Raw genomic sequence first — 15035 nt, 5'->3', positions numbered from 1 at the left:
CTCAGCCGCCCGTCAGCCGGACACCGTCGGAGGTGAGTGCGTCAACCCGCAGCACGGAGCCGGGACCGTGCTCGAGGAGCTCGCGGCCGAGCGGATTCACCAAGCGGCTCTCGACGACGTTCTTCACCCCGCGGCCACCGAACTGCCGAACCTCCTCGCCGGCGACGATGTCGCCCAGCTCGGACAGCACCTGTACTCCGAACCGGACCTCGACGTCCCGGCGTGCCTTGACGGTGCGGCTCAGGGTGTCGACCTTGTCCTGCAGAAGGTCGCGCGCGGTCTGTTCGGACAGATAGTCGAAGACCAGGATGTTGTCGCCGATCCGGTTCAGGATCTCCGGTCGCTTGAGCACCGAGGTGAAATGCCGGTTGACCTCGGCCCGCACCTTCGACTCGACCTGGTCGTACGGCTCGCCAGGAAGAACCAGCGGCTTCCCGCTGTCGATCTCACCGTCGCGGCGGTAGATGCCCAGGTTCGAGGTGAAGACGAGCAGCGTCTCGCCGAAATGCACCGTACTGCCCGAACCGTCGGTGAGCCGGCCGTCTTCCAGGATCTGCAGGAACTTGTCCAGTACCAACGGATGCGCCTTGTCGATCTCGTCGAACAGCAACAGCGAGCAGGGCCGCTGCCGGACGGCGTTCGTGAGCTGGCCGCCGGACTCGTAGCCGACGTACCCCGGTGGTGAGCCGATCAGCCGGGCCTCGCTGTGCGAAGTCGCGTACTCGCTCATGTCGAACCGGACCATCGCCTCCACCCGGCCGAAGACGGCGATCGCGAGTTGCTTGGCAAGGAAGGTCTTGCCGACACCGGTCGGACCGGCCAGGAAGAGGACGCCGCGCGGCCGGCTCGAGTGTTCCGACTCGTCCCAGTCGGACAGGCCGGTCACGCTGCGGCTGAGCACGTCGACCGCTTGACGAACCGCCGGCCTCTGCCCGCGGACGACGCTGATGCCCGAGTCACCGGGCGGTTCCTTCTCGAGCAGGATGCGACCGGCTCGTACGACGCGGGCCCGCATCACGTCCGAACGCCAGGGCGACTCGCGCAGTCCCGACCTGGTTCCGCGCACCGCGTCCTCGAGGTGGGCCACCTCGACCTTCCGGTCACCCGCGAACCGGCCCACCTCCCGCATCTGCGCCTGGGTCATGCCCTCACACAAGTCGGCAAGTTGCCAGCCGGCCGAGGTGCGCTCTTCCTCGCTGAGGTCGCGGTACCCCTGGAAGCCGGAGACGACCGAGCGGGCCACTTGTCGCCGGGTGGTCTGGTCTGGCAGCGGGATGGACAGAACATGGACGCCCCGGGTCATCAGGTACCAGTTGGGCAGATCGTGCTCGCGGTCGACCGTCCACACGACGGTGTTGAAGAGCTGGCCGCGGGTCTCCCCGGACGGCAGCGGTACGGCGGCGAGCGCCCGTTGCTGGGCCACCGCGAACACTTCACGCAACGGAGAGGCGGACGAGCTCTCGGCGAGGCGTTCGGCGCCCATGACGATCAGGGCGGCCCGGCCGCTCATGCCGGTACCACTCGGGCTGAATGCGTCGACCACGCGCAGTGCGCTCATCAGGGACTTCGCGTCGCCGATCACCTCGTCGCCGGACTGTCCGCCGTGACCGCCGAGGAGCTGGTCGGCAAGGCCCGGTGCCGCCTCCGCGATCGGAGTGAGACCGCCGTCCACACTCCACTGGAGCACAAGTGAGTAGCCCGAGTTGAGGAGTGTGCCGGTGACTGCGTGGGTGAAGGTCCGCCACACCGGTCTGCCGTCGCCGGCAGGTAGCAGGTGTTGCTCGTTCGGGGCGCCGACGAGGACGAGGTGCGGGCTGGTGGCCAGGCGGATGCTCAGTTCGCTGAGCCACTCCGGAAGATCGCTCATGGTCATTCTCCGTGGTGCATGTGTCGTGGCTCAGCGACCGAGCCGTTGGTGATCGTTCTCACGACGGCCGTTGCGAGTGGTGTCCTCTCGTCGTTCTCCACGGCGCAATGGGTCGCCTGAAGGCCCGCCTTACCTGCTCGTTGCTCTACTTGGGCAGCCACAGCGCAGACGGCGTCGTGCGACCCCGGGGTCGGGGTGCGGCGTTGGCCGTGTTCGTTGGTGATGCCGACCTGTTGGGCGATCGCGGCACCGTTGACCACCCGGACAGCAACGCCGCGGTCGTGGCCGGCGTGGGCAACGAACAGGTCGGCTCCGACGTCGACCTCGTAGCCGAGGTCGCGCCACAGGCCGGCGAGAATCGCGAGAGTGTGCGCGTCGTCCTCGTCCTGGCTGAATTCCTTCCGGAGCTTGGTGGCGCTGACGACGAGCTCCTTCGACACTACGTCGTCCCCGCCGGCGTGCCGCTCGGCCGCCGCGGCGATGTCGGCCTGCAGCTGCTTCACCTTCACCCGAAGACTCTCCCGCAGCTCGTTGCCTAGGGCACTCAATGCGTCGCTGATCGCGGTCGCGTGGTCGAGTTCGACCTGGCTCTGCTCGCGATCGCGACACCTTGCGATGGCCGCCTCGACTGCCTCCTTCAAGGTCTCGACGGCTGCGCCGCGCTGTGCAGCCGTCGCCGACCTGACCTCGGCCACGGCCGTCGTCACCGCTTCCGGCAACGACTCGATGGCGGGCACCCGGACGAGAAGTGACTCGACCAGGCGGTCGTCGGTCGCCGTACTAGCCCGGGCCTGACTGAGCTGCTTTGCGAGAACGACAGTCTCCCCTGACGGCCGGTCGGCATCGGTGGTTTTGTCGAAGGCCGCGTCGACGGCTGCCCGCGACGGCAGCGCCACGGCCGGGACCGTCGCGGTCAGCCGGTCGAGTTGCGCGAGCATCCGTTTCCGGGCGCGCTCGACCCGGCCGGTGCTGATGTCTCGGTTGAGGGCCACGACGCGGCGGACCTGGGCCCGCTGGGCCTCGGTCAGCTCGAAGCTGACCACTCGTTGACTGCTCACACCGGTTCCTCTCGTCTTCACGCCCTGACGGACAGAGCCGGGATCGGTTTGTCCGTCAGTGCGAGGCAGTAGGCCTTGCGTGGCGAAGGGAAGCAACGATGCGAGTAGGCGGGGGTACCGACGTGGCCGAGCTGACGTCCGGTACTGAGCAGCTAGGTCGGCGGGAGCGGCGCCGGCTGCGCCGGGATGCGCTCCGGGTGGCCCGGCGGGACGAGCCACTGCTCGAACTGGACACCGGACCGCTGACCACCCAGGAGCGTGAGCTCTTCTTCGCCCAGCGGGACGAAGCACTCAGCCGGCTGCGGCAGATCCTGACGTCCGAGCTTCTGTCGACGGTCGAGGAACTCGCCGTACTGGATCGGCAGATCGCTGAGCTGCGGGACCAGGAGGTCCGCGACAGCAAGCAGTTGAACCAGCTGCGATCGACGCCGCCATCGACGCCCGAGCTGGACCAGGTGGCGCGCGCACGCCGGGCGCGGGTGCGGCGGCGGGCCCTGACCGAGGCAGCGGCGGCAGCTTCGAAGACGTCCACGAAACTGGCCACCGCGGTTGAGCGGCAGGCGAAGCTCGTGGCCAAACTGCGGACCATGAACCTGCGGTACGAGACGGAGCTCGAACTGGTCCACCGGCTGGCGGTGCTCCGGCGGTCGACCTTCGACGAGAGCCTCGTCAAGCATCACCGGCACCGAAGCTTCCTGGCCGATCGGCTCGATCAAGACGTGCCGCCCGTACCGGCCGAACTCGCCGAGCAGCTCGTCCGGATGGGCGGCTGGGCCGGCGAGGTGTCGGAATGACAAGCATGTCCGTGGACGAAGCAGTGCCCGGAATCATCCAGCGGATCGTGGCCTGGTTCCGGCGGCTCCGGCAGCCGGTCGCAGACCTCGAGATCGACCGGCAGAAGCCGGCCCTGTTCGAGGCCTATCCGTCGTGTCCGGACCCGGCCGGCCTGGTGCTCGAGATCCGCGACCGGGTCGACGAGCTCTACGCCCACGGCGCGATCGACGAGGGCACACCGCGGGTGCTCGAGGACCGGGTCGAGCTCGTCCGGGACCAATGGCAGCGTCAGATCGCCCTCGAACACCTCGAGCGGCGGCGCAAGTACGGCCACGAACTCGCCGAACGCCAGGGCCGCCTGGACCGCACGAACGCCCGGATCGAACAACTCGAGTCCCGGCTGAAGGACGTGGAGCTCGCCATGCAGGCGGAGCAGACGGAGGGCCGACCATGAGCATCTACAACGTGACCTCGATAGCACCGCAGCGCTGGAACCGTTGGGCGCGGGAAGTCGGCTGGTGGGTGCTGGTACTCGGGCTGGCGACAGTCGACGGCTGGGGCTTCTATCTCAACACGCAACTGCTGCTGCAAGATGCCAGCGACACGATCGCGCTGGTGGTCACGGCCGGCTGTACAGGAGTCTCGATCCTCCTGCCCTGGATCTTCGGCGCTGCTCTCAGCCAACGTCGACGACGTGAGCACATAACGCTTCCGGTCCTCCTGCTGACCGGCCTGTTGTGGCTGGCTCTGGGGACAGCGATGGCGCTCATTCGGCTGACCTTCAGCCCGATCGGAGACACAACTACCCTCGGTACAGGCATCGATGATCCGTTCGCCGGTACCTCCGCTGCGGACTCCGACTCCCTTCGCGAACGGCTGTTCGTCGCCGTCCTGCTGGCGATCGTGTTCTCGGCGACCGCGATCCTGGCGTCGAAGCATGCGTATGACCGGCACCGCCAACGCTTGCTCAACGAACTGTCCGGAGAGCGCGACTGGTTGCTCCGGCGCCTCGGGCGCGAGCGCGAGTCGGCCACGACGGAGGGTCACTTACTGAGTGATCTTCGATCCGACGCCACTCGTCTGCAAGAGGCGCAGCTGCTGGAGGAACAACTGGCGGAGGGCTTCGCCGGCATTGCCCACGAGGAGAAGGTCGAGCGGATCAGCCGCAACCTCGGTGAGCCCGAGGCAACGGAAGTACTGCTGGCCTACACCCCACGACGCCGCACCGATCCCGGAACCTGAGGAACATCTCATGCAAATACCACGTATTCTCACCGTCGGTCTGGTCTGTGCCGCCTTGCTCGGCCTTACCGGGTGCGGCCCGCCCGAGCAGCACGGCGGTGCTACGGCGCTGGTCATCGGGAATCGGCAGAACATGCCGGCCCCCTTGCTGACGCAGGCCGCAAGTGCTGCGCTGAACGCCGCGATCGAGCGCGGCGACCGGCTCGTTATCGTCTCGGTGACCGGGGATCCGAAGATGGTGGCGAAGAGCGACCTGGCCTGCACACACGGGACCACAAAAGCCTGCGAGCAGTTCACCAAGAAGCTACTCAAGGAGATCCCGTCGATCGTGACGAAGTACCCAGCGGACGCCGGAGAGGCCAGCTTGTTCTCCGCGATCAAGGTCGCCCGGGACAACATCAGTTCGCTGCCCGGGCCGAAGCAGATCATCACCATCGACAGCGGCCTGGACACCACCGGGCCGCTGTCGCTGAAGGATCTGTCGGTGCTCGACAGCGACCCGGTTACGATCGGCAAAAAGCTGAAGGCTGGACACTACTCGCCCGATCTCAACGGAATCTCGGTGCTGATGACCGGACTCGGCCAGACAGCCGCACCTCAAGGACGCTTGACCTCCCCGGACTCCGCCCGGCTCACCGCGCTATGGACCGACGTCCTGGCCGAGGCGGGAGCAGTGAAACCGATCCAGATCGCATCGGACTCGTTGCCAGCCGGCCGCCGTGCGGCCTCACTACCCACCGTTGGCGTGACGAAGCGACCAGCTCCACCGGACCCGAGGAACCTCTGCAGGCAGTTCAAGTTCAACGAAGCGCAGCTGGGCTTCGCATCGGACAGCGCAACCTTCATCGACCGGCACCGCGCCCGGGATGCGCTTCGGGGGCTGGCGAAGGGTCTCAAGCAGACCGGGTTCAACATCGTGCTCACGGGCACCACGGCGTACAAGGAGAACAATCCGAGCAATCCGCTGTCGAAGGCTCGGGCCAACGCCGCGAAAGGGATCTTGGTCGAGCTGGGAGTGCCGGGCCAGCGCATTCTGACCCAAGGGGTGGGCATCGACTGGACCGGCTACCACGCTCCGAACGGCCCGGTGGAGGCGATCTCAATGCGCTTGGTCCTGATGGACCCGACCTGCCCTCGCTAAGCAGACCAATGGGGTGCGACGCATCGAGTGATCACCCGATGCATCGCACCCCAACAGGTTTCGTCAATCACTGGCCGACTCTGCTCATCGGCTCAGCACACCGACCTCATCCCCCTGAACGGTATCCAGCACACGGACATCCTCCCCCACCTATTCGACACCGTCAGCGCGACGGCGCGAAGACCTACTCCCCCAGCTGAAACCCCGCTTCACGGATGCTCAGCGACGTTCACCCCGATGCTGCACGGAGCGTAGTCAGCAACGCCATACCGTGCCGGGTGAGAAGCGCCGTCGCTCAACTCACCCCGCGGGTGAGCCGCACGCTAGTGCACCAGCCCCAGGTGCTTGACCACGTCAGCAGCGATCTCCGCTCGAGTGCTCATTCCGTACTTCCCGGCGATGTTCTTCAGATGGGTCTTGACAGTGTTGATGCTCGTCGGCCGCAACTGCTCGGAGATCGCCTGATTACTCAATCCGTCAGCCAGCAGCACAGCGATCGTCTGCTCCGCAGGTGTCAACGTGTTGAACCGCAAGGTAGGGCGGTCATCAACCAGCAAGGTCATCTCGACCAGCTCTGCTTGGATGCGTAGGCAGTCGGTGGTGACATCAGCCAGCACACCGCGAGCCCGGTCCACGGTCATGCCGGCATCGTCCAGCACCTGTTCCGCCCGCCGCCGTACCGCTCCGATCTGCTCGACCAGGTACTCCACCATCTGATCCGACGTCAGGAAGTCATCGCCAAGGGCGTCGCCGGTCCCAGAGTTCAACACCCCGAGTGCATCGCGATCCTCCTGTTCACGCGCCAGCACCCGGCCGATCACCTCGGCGATCCACTCGAAGGCAGCCACTGCCTCCCCGCTGTAGACGCCCGGCTCATAGCTCTGCATCGACATCATCCCGAACACCTCGGACCCATCGAGGGTCCGAGACAGGAGCGGCACCGTCACAGCATCGGCTGAGCGTTTGTGGACATCGCCGAACCCGATTCCCCCATTCAGCAAGAAGCCATGGTCGAAGTCGAACCGATAAGTCCGCTTGTTGGCCAGCAGCCAGGCAGTCAGTCCGTCCCGACCGATGGTGTGGACATCCGAGTCGTCATGCCGCGCGCCGTCGTAGTTGTAAGGGAATCGAACCCTTGTCCCCGCATGGATCAGACCGACATAGAACGCGTCGACAGGAGCGATCTTCGTCATCACCACTCGCGCGTAGTCGTACAGCGCATAGTGGTTGCCGACCAACGAGCCTGACATCTTTTTGAACGCCTCGTACAGGACAATCGCCACACTCGGGCTGACGTTCGGACGCGCACTCCCCGCGGACACCAACACCACACATCCCCACCTACTCGCGAACCTGTACCCAGGTCAGTTCACCCCAGTCCCACTCCGGACCTATCGTGCGCGGAGGTCGATCTGTTACTGAGTGTCATCAGATCACGTATCTGTGGAACCGGCCAGGGCGTGTAAAGAGCACGACTCACACAGGGATCTCGAGGCATGTGGTTAAGGTGCGTGTTGTTCCTCGGACACGAGACTTAACTACACGATCCGCCGGCGGATCGATCTCTACGCAATTCCACCGGATCCCACCCCGCCTCAAGCGCCTCGATCGTGGCATCCCCGTGCATCGGATCGGACAAGGTTCCGGCCCAGCGGTTCCGCGCTGCGGGCCCCTCGGCGTATTGCTCGATTGCCGAGGGGCCTGCTGCGTGACTCAGCCCTTGTAGCGGCGGCAGGGGTCGCCGACCCAGACGGTCTTACCGCGGTCGACGGTGACGTCGCGGGTGCCGAGGAGTTTGCCGGCCTTGGTGTAGCAGCTCAGCTTCCAGCTCTCCTTGACACCGGTGTACGACGCGGGTGTCGGCGGGGCGAACTCGACCGAGCCGGTCCAGTCGGCCGTCTCACCACCGTCGAAGTTCTCCACCTGGACCGTGTACTGGCCTGGTACCGGGTCGAGCAGGACGGCGACCTCTGGGTCGGCCAGCGACGCCGCCTGCGCGACCTGCTTGCCATCCGGCCCGTAGATGTAGACGTCCCAGTCGACGTCCGGTTTGTTCCAGCCGATCTTGATCGAGGCCTTGCCGTTGTCGGCCTCCGGCGGCGCCTTGATCGTGAACGTCGCAGTCTCGGCCTGGCCCTTGACCGGAATGCCGTCCGGGTTGGTCAAGGTGACCGACGGCTGGGTCGGTGCGACCGGGTCGCGGCCCCAGCGGCCGGCGACGTACGGGCGGGTGGATGGGTTGACCGACCACTTGAACGGGCCGATGCCGGTCGTCAGCGTCGACTCGAGCTTGTCGGTGTAGATGATCGGGTCCTTCGCCGTACCGTCCGGCTGGATGACCGGCGAGGTGGGTGTCTGGAAGGTCTTCGCGATCTTCAGCGTGCGGCCGGGTGCGGTCGCACCGAGGAGGGTCGAGTGCAGCTTGGCGTTGCCGGTGGCCTCGCTCATCGTCAGCAGGGCCTCGCGGTTACCGCCCGTACCCGCGCCTGGTGCCGGCGCCTGGCCGAGGTAGTGCGCGATGACCCCGTCGGCGTACGGCGGATGGAAGGACGAGCCGATCTCGAAGGTGAAACCGAGGCCGCCGGTTGCCCAGTAGCTCCAGTCCTCGGTCGATCCGGTGGTGTCGTACAGCTGGTAGCTCGGCTGGTTGGTGTAGCCGTTGTCTACCGCCAGCGACGCTCCTAGCGCCTTGTAGATCGGCTCGTCCGGGGGTGCACCCACGGCCATGACGCCCGGCGGACGGAGGATCAGGTTCCCGAAGGTGTGCAGGGTGATCAGTCCGGTCACCTGGCGGTTGGAGACGACCCAGCGGACGTTCTGCACCTCGGGCAGGATCGACGGCTGGTCACCACGGTAGGTCTCGCTGCGGTAGTTCGTGCTCGCGCCCGGCCCACCCCAGAAGCCCGGGTAGTTCCGGTTGGGGTCGGTACCGCGCTGCACGCCCTGCGGGTTATTGCCGCAGTCGCCGCCGAGCTCCTCGGGCAGCGTCTTGGCCGTCGCCTCACACGTCTTGCGCTTCATCTCGTAATCGAACTTGCTGAAGTCACCCTTGGGCGCGGCCTCGCGCGAGGTGTTGTAGCCGTCGACGTTGATGATCGGTACGACGATGGTGCGCGTCTTCTGCACGATCGACGTGATCCGCTTGTTCTTGCCGTAGTTCTTGGTGAGATCGAAGGCGTACTCGATCGCGGTCTCCGCCGACGGCCACTCGCGCGCGTGGTGCGCGCCCATCAGGAAGAAGACTGGTTTGCCGTCGGTCACGTTCTGCGGGTTGGTGGTGATCTCGACGCCCCGGACCGGGCGGCCCTCGCTGGTCTTGTAGGGCAGCGTGATCGGCTTGACCAGCTTCGGGTACCGCTTGGCCAGCAACGTCAGGTCCGCCTCGTAGTCGGCCAGCCGACGGTACGTGTCGCGCCCGCTGGGCAGCGGCGAGACGGTGGTCTTGGCCGCATACGCGGCGTCCTTGACGCGGTCGAGACGGTTCTGCTCCTCGACATCGGCGACCTTGACGGTCCATTGGTAGCCGGCGGACTTCAGCAGGCTCCGCTCGCGGGCGTCCCCGGCGAACACCGTGACGGAGTCGGCGTCGGCCTGCTCGGTGACGTCGAAACCGAGTTTGAGCAGCTTCTCCTTATCGGCGCGGGTCGGCGTACTCACGTCGAGCAGCTGCGACCTGTTGTCCGGCGGCGGATCCGCCTGGGCCGGGGCAGGCAGCCCCTGTAACCCAGCGACCGCCGCGGCGACGGCGACCGCGCAACCCACTACGGCAGTGCCGCGGCGCTTGGTCCAGTTCATTTCGGCGTACCCCCACTCTGTCGCACCGCGGGCGGCGGGCTGCCTGTCAGGCGGCGCGGTGCGACTCGTGCGCACATGCTCACCCGGGACAGAGCCGAAGTCGAGCGGATTCGCCAGATCTGCGCGAGCCATAGCCACGCCGCGCGGCGAAGTGCACACTTTCTGAACTCCGTGAATTAACAGAAAGGTCACTCCGCCATGCCCATTTCCCCTGGACACAGACGCCTGCGTGGGTCTGTGGCCGCGCTGGTGGTTGCCGCGCTCATCCCGCTAGGACTGTCGTCGACCTCGGTCGCTGCACAGGCCCGTACGGCGACAGCCGCAACCGTCGCGCTTGTGCAGCCGCTGACAGGACCCGCCGGCGAGGCCGCGCGAACGCCGTACATGGGTTGGAGCAGTTACAGCATGCAGGTCTACTCCCCCAGTGGCGGGACGTGGATCAACGCTGCACAGCTCAAAGCGCAGTCCGATGCGATGCACCAGAAGCTGCAGCCGTACGGGTACAAGTACATCAACATCGATGCCGGCTGGAACGACGGTGTCGACGCCTACGGCCGCCCGAAGCCCAGCACAACGCTGTTCCCGAACGGGTTCCAGGAAGTCATCGACTACATCCACGCCAACGGCCAGAAGGTCGGGATCTACAGCATCCCTGGCATCTCGCCCGCCCTCCGACAGGCGAACCTCCCGGTCTTCGGACATCCCGAGTGCCGGACTGGTGACCTCGCACTCCAGCCGTTGCAGCAGGCTGACTACTGGGGCTTCGGGCATCGCCTCGACATGGCCAAGCCCTGCGCGCAGTACTACCTCAACTCGATCGCTGATCTGTACGCCCAGTGGGGCATCGACTTCCTCAAGTTCGACAGCGTCACGCCAGGCTCCGGGCACAACGACCTCTCGCTCGACGCGCGCGCCGAGGTGGCCGGCTGGTCGCAGGCGCTGACCCCGCACGGGATCTGGTTCGAACTGTCCTGGGCGCTCGACATCAACTACGCCGACTACTGGAAGCAGTACGCGAACGGCTGGCGGATCGACTGGGACGTCGAGTGCTACTGCCCCGGGCAGGCACTCACCGCCTGGCCGAACATCAGCAGACTGTTCCCAAAGCTCGCCGATTGGTGGCGGCACGGCGGCCCCGGCGGCTGGAACGACCTCGACTCACTCAACGTGGGCAATGGCGCGATGGACGGCCTGACCCAGGACGAGCGGCGGACGGCGGCGACGCTTTGGGCTGTGTCGGCGGCACCGTTCTACGTCGGCAACGACCTCACGCAGCTCGATCAGTTCGGCCTGAGCCTGCTGACGAACACCGAAGTGATCGCGGTCAACCAGGCAGGCCGCCCAGCACAGCCGGTGTCGACCGCGACCGACCAGCAGGTCTGGTACTCGCTCAACGCGGACAGCAGCTACACCGTTGCCCTGTACAACCTCGGCGGTTCACAGTCCACGGTGACCGCGAACTGGTCCGACCTCGGTCTGGCCGGTGGAGCGCAGGTGCGTGATCTGTGGGCCAAGCAGGATCTCGGCAGCTTCGCGTCAGGGTTCACGGCGACCGCGGTGCCTGCGCACGGCGTACGGCTCCTGAAGGTGACACCGCAGCCAGGCTCAACGATCAGCGTGAACGACGACGACCAGCGGGTCGCGTACGCCGGAACCTGGCCGCGCAACGGTGGCCGCGAGGTCACGACGATCACGGACTCGCTGGCTGTCACGACCGTGGACACCACGGCAGGCGGTACGGCGCCCGCGGCCGGCGTCCGTACCACCGAGGTGAACAACGACAACCCGGCCATCAACTACACCGGCACGTGGAGCCGTAGTTGGAGCCGCGGACTCGGCGACTACCAGGACGACGTCCAGTACGCGCAGACGAACGGCGACGCTTTCTCGTATACCTTCACCGGAACCGGCGTCGACTACGTGACCGAGAAGCACGCGTCACAAGGTGACGTGGACATCTACGTCGACGGCGTCTTCAAACAGACCGTGAGCACATACCAAGCCAGCGGTCGTGGCGCGCAGCAGGTTGCTTACAGCATCTCCGGCCTCGCCAACGGGATCCACACGATCCGGGGCGTGAAGAAGACGGGCCAGTTCATGCTGCTCGACAAGTTCAACGTCCGCACGCCGGGCGGCGTTCGCACCATCTCACTCAACAACAACGACGCGCAGATCACCTACACCGGCTCGTGGGGCAACAGCACCGGCCGCGGCTTCGGCGACTACCGCGACGATGTCCAGTACGCCGAAGCGAACGGCGACGCTTTCAGCTCGACCTTCATCGGAACGGGCGTCGACTACGTGACCGAGACGCATGCGTCACAAGGCGAGGTCGACATCTACATCGACGGCATCTTCAAGCAGACCGTCAACGCCAGCCAGGCCAGCGGCCGTGGCGCCCAGCAGGTCGTCTACAGCATCTCCGGACTGGCGAACGGCACGCACACAATCCGCGGGGTCAAGAAGTCCGGCCAGTTCATGCTGGTCGACCGAATCGACGTACGACAACCGAGCCTTCTTACGCCGGACACCGCGGTCTTCGACAAGAAGACATCCGCTCAAGCGGACGCTGTCGTACAGCTCGGCCGGCCGGCAACCGACCTGACCTCCATCCAGCGAGGCGGCACGACGCTGGTCAACGGCACCGACTACACCACGTCCGGTGCGGTGGTCACGATCAAGAAGAGCAATCTCGCGGCCCAACCCATCGGCTACAGCAGCCTGGCCTTCACCTTCAGAAGCGACTACCGCAACGACATCCACGCAGCGACCGCGAACGGCGCATCCCTCGAATTCACCTTCAAGGGAACCAGCATCACCTGGCTCACGGCCGTAGCCCCCGACCAAGGCGAAGCCGACGTGTACGTCGACAACGTCCTCATCCAGCGAGTGAACCTGCAGAACGCGTCCCGCGGCACCCTGCAAAGCGTGTTCACCCGATCCGGCCTCAGCAACACGGACCACACCCTGCGCATCGTGAAGATCTCCGGCACCGTCCTCCGCAACGACGTCATCCGGTACACAACCGCGTAGCGGCGCAGGGGCGGACATTTTCCGCTGCTGACCGGCTCAGATGCGTTGATTCGCTGGCCCCGTTCGGCGATTCTCACAAGGCTCTAACACCGATTACGGGATCCCCGGCGGATCGGGCATTCTGACGCGCGTGACCTCTCCAGACGAGTACGCCGTACCCGCCACTGTCAAAGGCCCGCATGATCAGTCGACGGGTGCGCGCGGCGTGACCGGCTGGCTGCTGCAGCATCGGGTGCAGCCGGTCGGGCCCGAGGCCGGCGAGGACCACGCGACGCCGCAATCGTGGTGGAAGGTCATGTGTCTGACCGGCGTCGACTACTTCTCGACCCTGTCGTACCTGCCCGGCATCGCTGCCCTGGCGGCCGGTGCATTGTCGCCGCTGGCAACTTTGCTGATCGTTGCCCTGACGCTGCTCGGCATGCTGCCGATGTATCGGCGGGTCGCCAAGGAGAGCCCGCACGGTCAGGGCTCGATCGCAATGCTGGAGAACCTGCTGCCGTTCTGGCGCGGCAAACTGTTCGTCCTGGTCCTGCTCGGCTTCGTCGCGACCTCATGGATCATCACCATCACCCTGTCGTCGGCCGACGCCACCGTGCACCTGGTCGAGAACCCCTACACCCCGGACTTCCTGCACGGCCAGGAAGTCATCATCACCGTCGTTCTGCTGCTGATCCTCGGCGGTGTGTTCCTGATGGGCTTCAGCGAAGCCGTCGGCGTCGCGATCCCGCTGGTCGGTGTGTTCCTCGTGCTCAACGCCGCGATCGTGGCAGTCGGCCTGTACGACGTCGCGACGGTTCCCGGCGCGTTCGACAGCTGGGTGGACGCCCTGACCGCCGGCCGGGAAGGCTTCGGAGGTGTCGTCGGACCGGCCATCATCGCGTTCCCTCTGCTCGTGCTGGGAATGTCCGGCTTCGAGACCGGCGTCAGCATGATGCCGTTGGTCGCCGCGAAGGGTGAGACCGCAGAACAGCGGCTGGCCGACCGGATCCGCAACACCAAGAAACTACTCACCGCCGCCGCACTCATCATGAGCGTCTACCTGCTCGCGACAAGCTTCATCACCACGGTGCTGATCCCCGCCGACGAGTTCAAGCCCGGCGGCGAAGCCAACGGACGCGCGATGGCCTTCCTCGCACACGAGAAACTCGGCGAAGCCTTCGGCACCGTCTACGACCTGAGCAGCGTCCTCATCCTCTGGTTCGCCGGCGCCTCGGCCATGGCCGGGCTGATCAACATCGTGCCGCGCTACCTCCCGTCGTACGGGATGGCACCCGAGTGGGGCCGCGCCGTCCGGCCGGTCGTGCTCGTCTACACCGCGATCAGCATCGCGATCACGATCGCCTTCGGCGCCGACGTCGACGCCCAGGCGGGCGCCTACGCAACCGGCATCCTGGTCATGATGGTCTCCGGCGCGGTCGCCGTCGCCATCTCGGCCCTACGCAAGCGGCAGCGTAAGGCGAGCATCGCCTTCACCGTTCTCACCTTGATCCTGCTCTACGCCCTGGTCGAGAACATCATTGAGAAGCCCGACGGCATCGCCATCTCCGGCCTGTTCATCGCCGGCATCATCACCGTCTCACTGATCTCCCGCGTCGCCCGCACCACCGAACTACGCGCCGACCGGATCGAGTTCGATGACGCGGCCCGCGGCTTCATCACCGAATCGATCCGCAGCGACGGCATCCTCAACATCATCGCCAATCAGCGCCAGGCCGGCGACGCCGCGGAGTACGCCGCCAAGGAGGCCGACGTCCGCGACGCCGACCCGGTCCCCCACCGCACCGACATCCTCTTCCTCGAGATCGACGTCGTCGACCCCTCCACCTTCAGCGACGTACTCCGCGTCCGCGGCGTCGAGATCGACGGCTACCGCGTTCTACGCGCCGACAGCCCCGCCGTACCGAACGCCATCGCCGCCATCCTGCTCGCTCTGCGCGATACGACCGACGTCCTCCCGCACTGCCACTTCGAATGGTCCGAAGGCAACCCGCTCAGCCACCTGCTGCGCTATCTCATCCTCGGCCGCGGCGACACCGCACCCGTCGTCCGCGAAATCATCCGCCAGCATGAAGCAGACCCTGCCCGCAGACCAGGCATCCACGTCGGCTGACTCATCGGCGGTCCC

At 66.2% G+C, this 15035-nt stretch carries 10 protein-coding genes; 6 read left to right on the top strand and 4 right to left on the bottom strand.

Features of this window, described 5'->3' with window-relative positions; translation table 11 throughout:
* Window position 1 precedes the first annotated feature (1 nt).
* Window positions 2-1867: an AAA family ATPase gene (locus E1263_RS10365; protein ID WP_165956566.1), complete on the bottom strand. Its 1866-nt coding sequence runs from the start codon at window positions 1865-1867 to the stop codon at window positions 2-4.
* A 2-nt stretch (window positions 1868-1869) separates the two neighbouring features.
* Window positions 1870-2925 carry a hypothetical protein gene (locus E1263_RS10360; RefSeq protein ID WP_132166995.1) on the bottom strand — a complete coding sequence of 352 codons (1056 nt, stop codon included), beginning with the start codon at window positions 2923-2925 and terminating at the stop codon, window positions 1870-1872.
* A 98-nt stretch (window positions 2926-3023) separates the two neighbouring features.
* Here E1263_RS10360 and E1263_RS10355 point away from each other — a divergent pair, with 98 nt between their 5' ends.
* The 4 genes from E1263_RS10355 to E1263_RS10340 are packed head-to-tail and all read left to right on the top strand — an operon-like array spanning window position 3024 to window position 6082.
* A complete protein-coding gene (locus E1263_RS10355) occupies window positions 3024-3719 on the top strand; it encodes a hypothetical protein (RefSeq protein WP_132166994.1) in 696 nt (231 codons plus the stop codon).
* Entirely contained in the window at window positions 3716-4153 is a 438-nt protein-coding gene (locus E1263_RS10350) for a hypothetical protein (RefSeq protein WP_132166993.1), read from the top strand. Before E1263_RS10355 ends, E1263_RS10350 begins: the two co-directional genes overlap by 4 nt.
* Window positions 4150-4941: a hypothetical protein gene (locus E1263_RS10345; protein ID WP_132166992.1), complete on the top strand. Its 792-nt coding sequence runs from the start codon at window positions 4150-4152 to the stop codon at window positions 4939-4941. Before E1263_RS10350 ends, E1263_RS10345 begins: the two co-directional genes overlap by 4 nt.
* A 10-nt stretch (window positions 4942-4951) precedes the next feature.
* Window positions 4952-6082 carry an OmpA family protein gene (locus tag E1263_RS10340; protein ID WP_132166991.1) on the top strand — a complete coding sequence of 377 codons (1131 nt, stop codon included), beginning with the start codon at window positions 4952-4954 and terminating at the stop codon, window positions 6080-6082.
* 323 nt (window positions 6083-6405) lie between these two features.
* On the opposite strand, the gene E1263_RS10335 is transcribed toward E1263_RS10340, so the two are convergent.
* Window positions 6406-7413 (bottom strand): helix-turn-helix transcriptional regulator, encoded by a 1008-nt coding sequence (locus E1263_RS10335; RefSeq protein ID WP_132166990.1) that lies wholly within the window; start codon window positions 7411-7413, stop codon window positions 6406-6408.
* Between the two features lie 382 nt (window positions 7414-7795).
* Window positions 7796-10009, bottom strand: a complete 2214-nt coding sequence (locus E1263_RS10330; protein WP_132166989.1) for a M14 family zinc carboxypeptidase — start codon at window positions 10007-10009, stop codon at window positions 7796-7798.
* Window positions 10010-10075: 66 nt separating this feature from the next.
* Between E1263_RS10330 and E1263_RS10325 the strand changes: the two genes are divergently transcribed.
* Window positions 10076-12910: a X2-like carbohydrate binding domain-containing protein gene (locus tag E1263_RS10325; RefSeq protein ID WP_132166988.1), complete on the top strand. Its 2835-nt coding sequence runs from the start codon at window positions 10076-10078 to the stop codon at window positions 12908-12910.
* A gap of 130 nt (window positions 12911-13040) precedes the next feature.
* Window positions 13041-15020 (top strand): APC family permease, encoded by a 1980-nt coding sequence (locus tag E1263_RS10320; protein ID WP_238161155.1) that lies wholly within the window; start codon window positions 13041-13043, stop codon window positions 15018-15020.
* The last annotated feature ends 15 nt before the right edge of the window (window positions 15021-15035 follow it).

It is taken from the genome of Kribbella antibiotica, from assembly GCF_004349055.1.
Taxonomy (GTDB): domain Bacteria; phylum Actinomycetota; class Actinomycetes; order Propionibacteriales; family Kribbellaceae; genus Kribbella; species Kribbella antibiotica.
The sequence above is the reverse complement of the archived record's forward strand: the minus strand, read 5'-3'. Positions and strand labels throughout refer to the sequence as shown.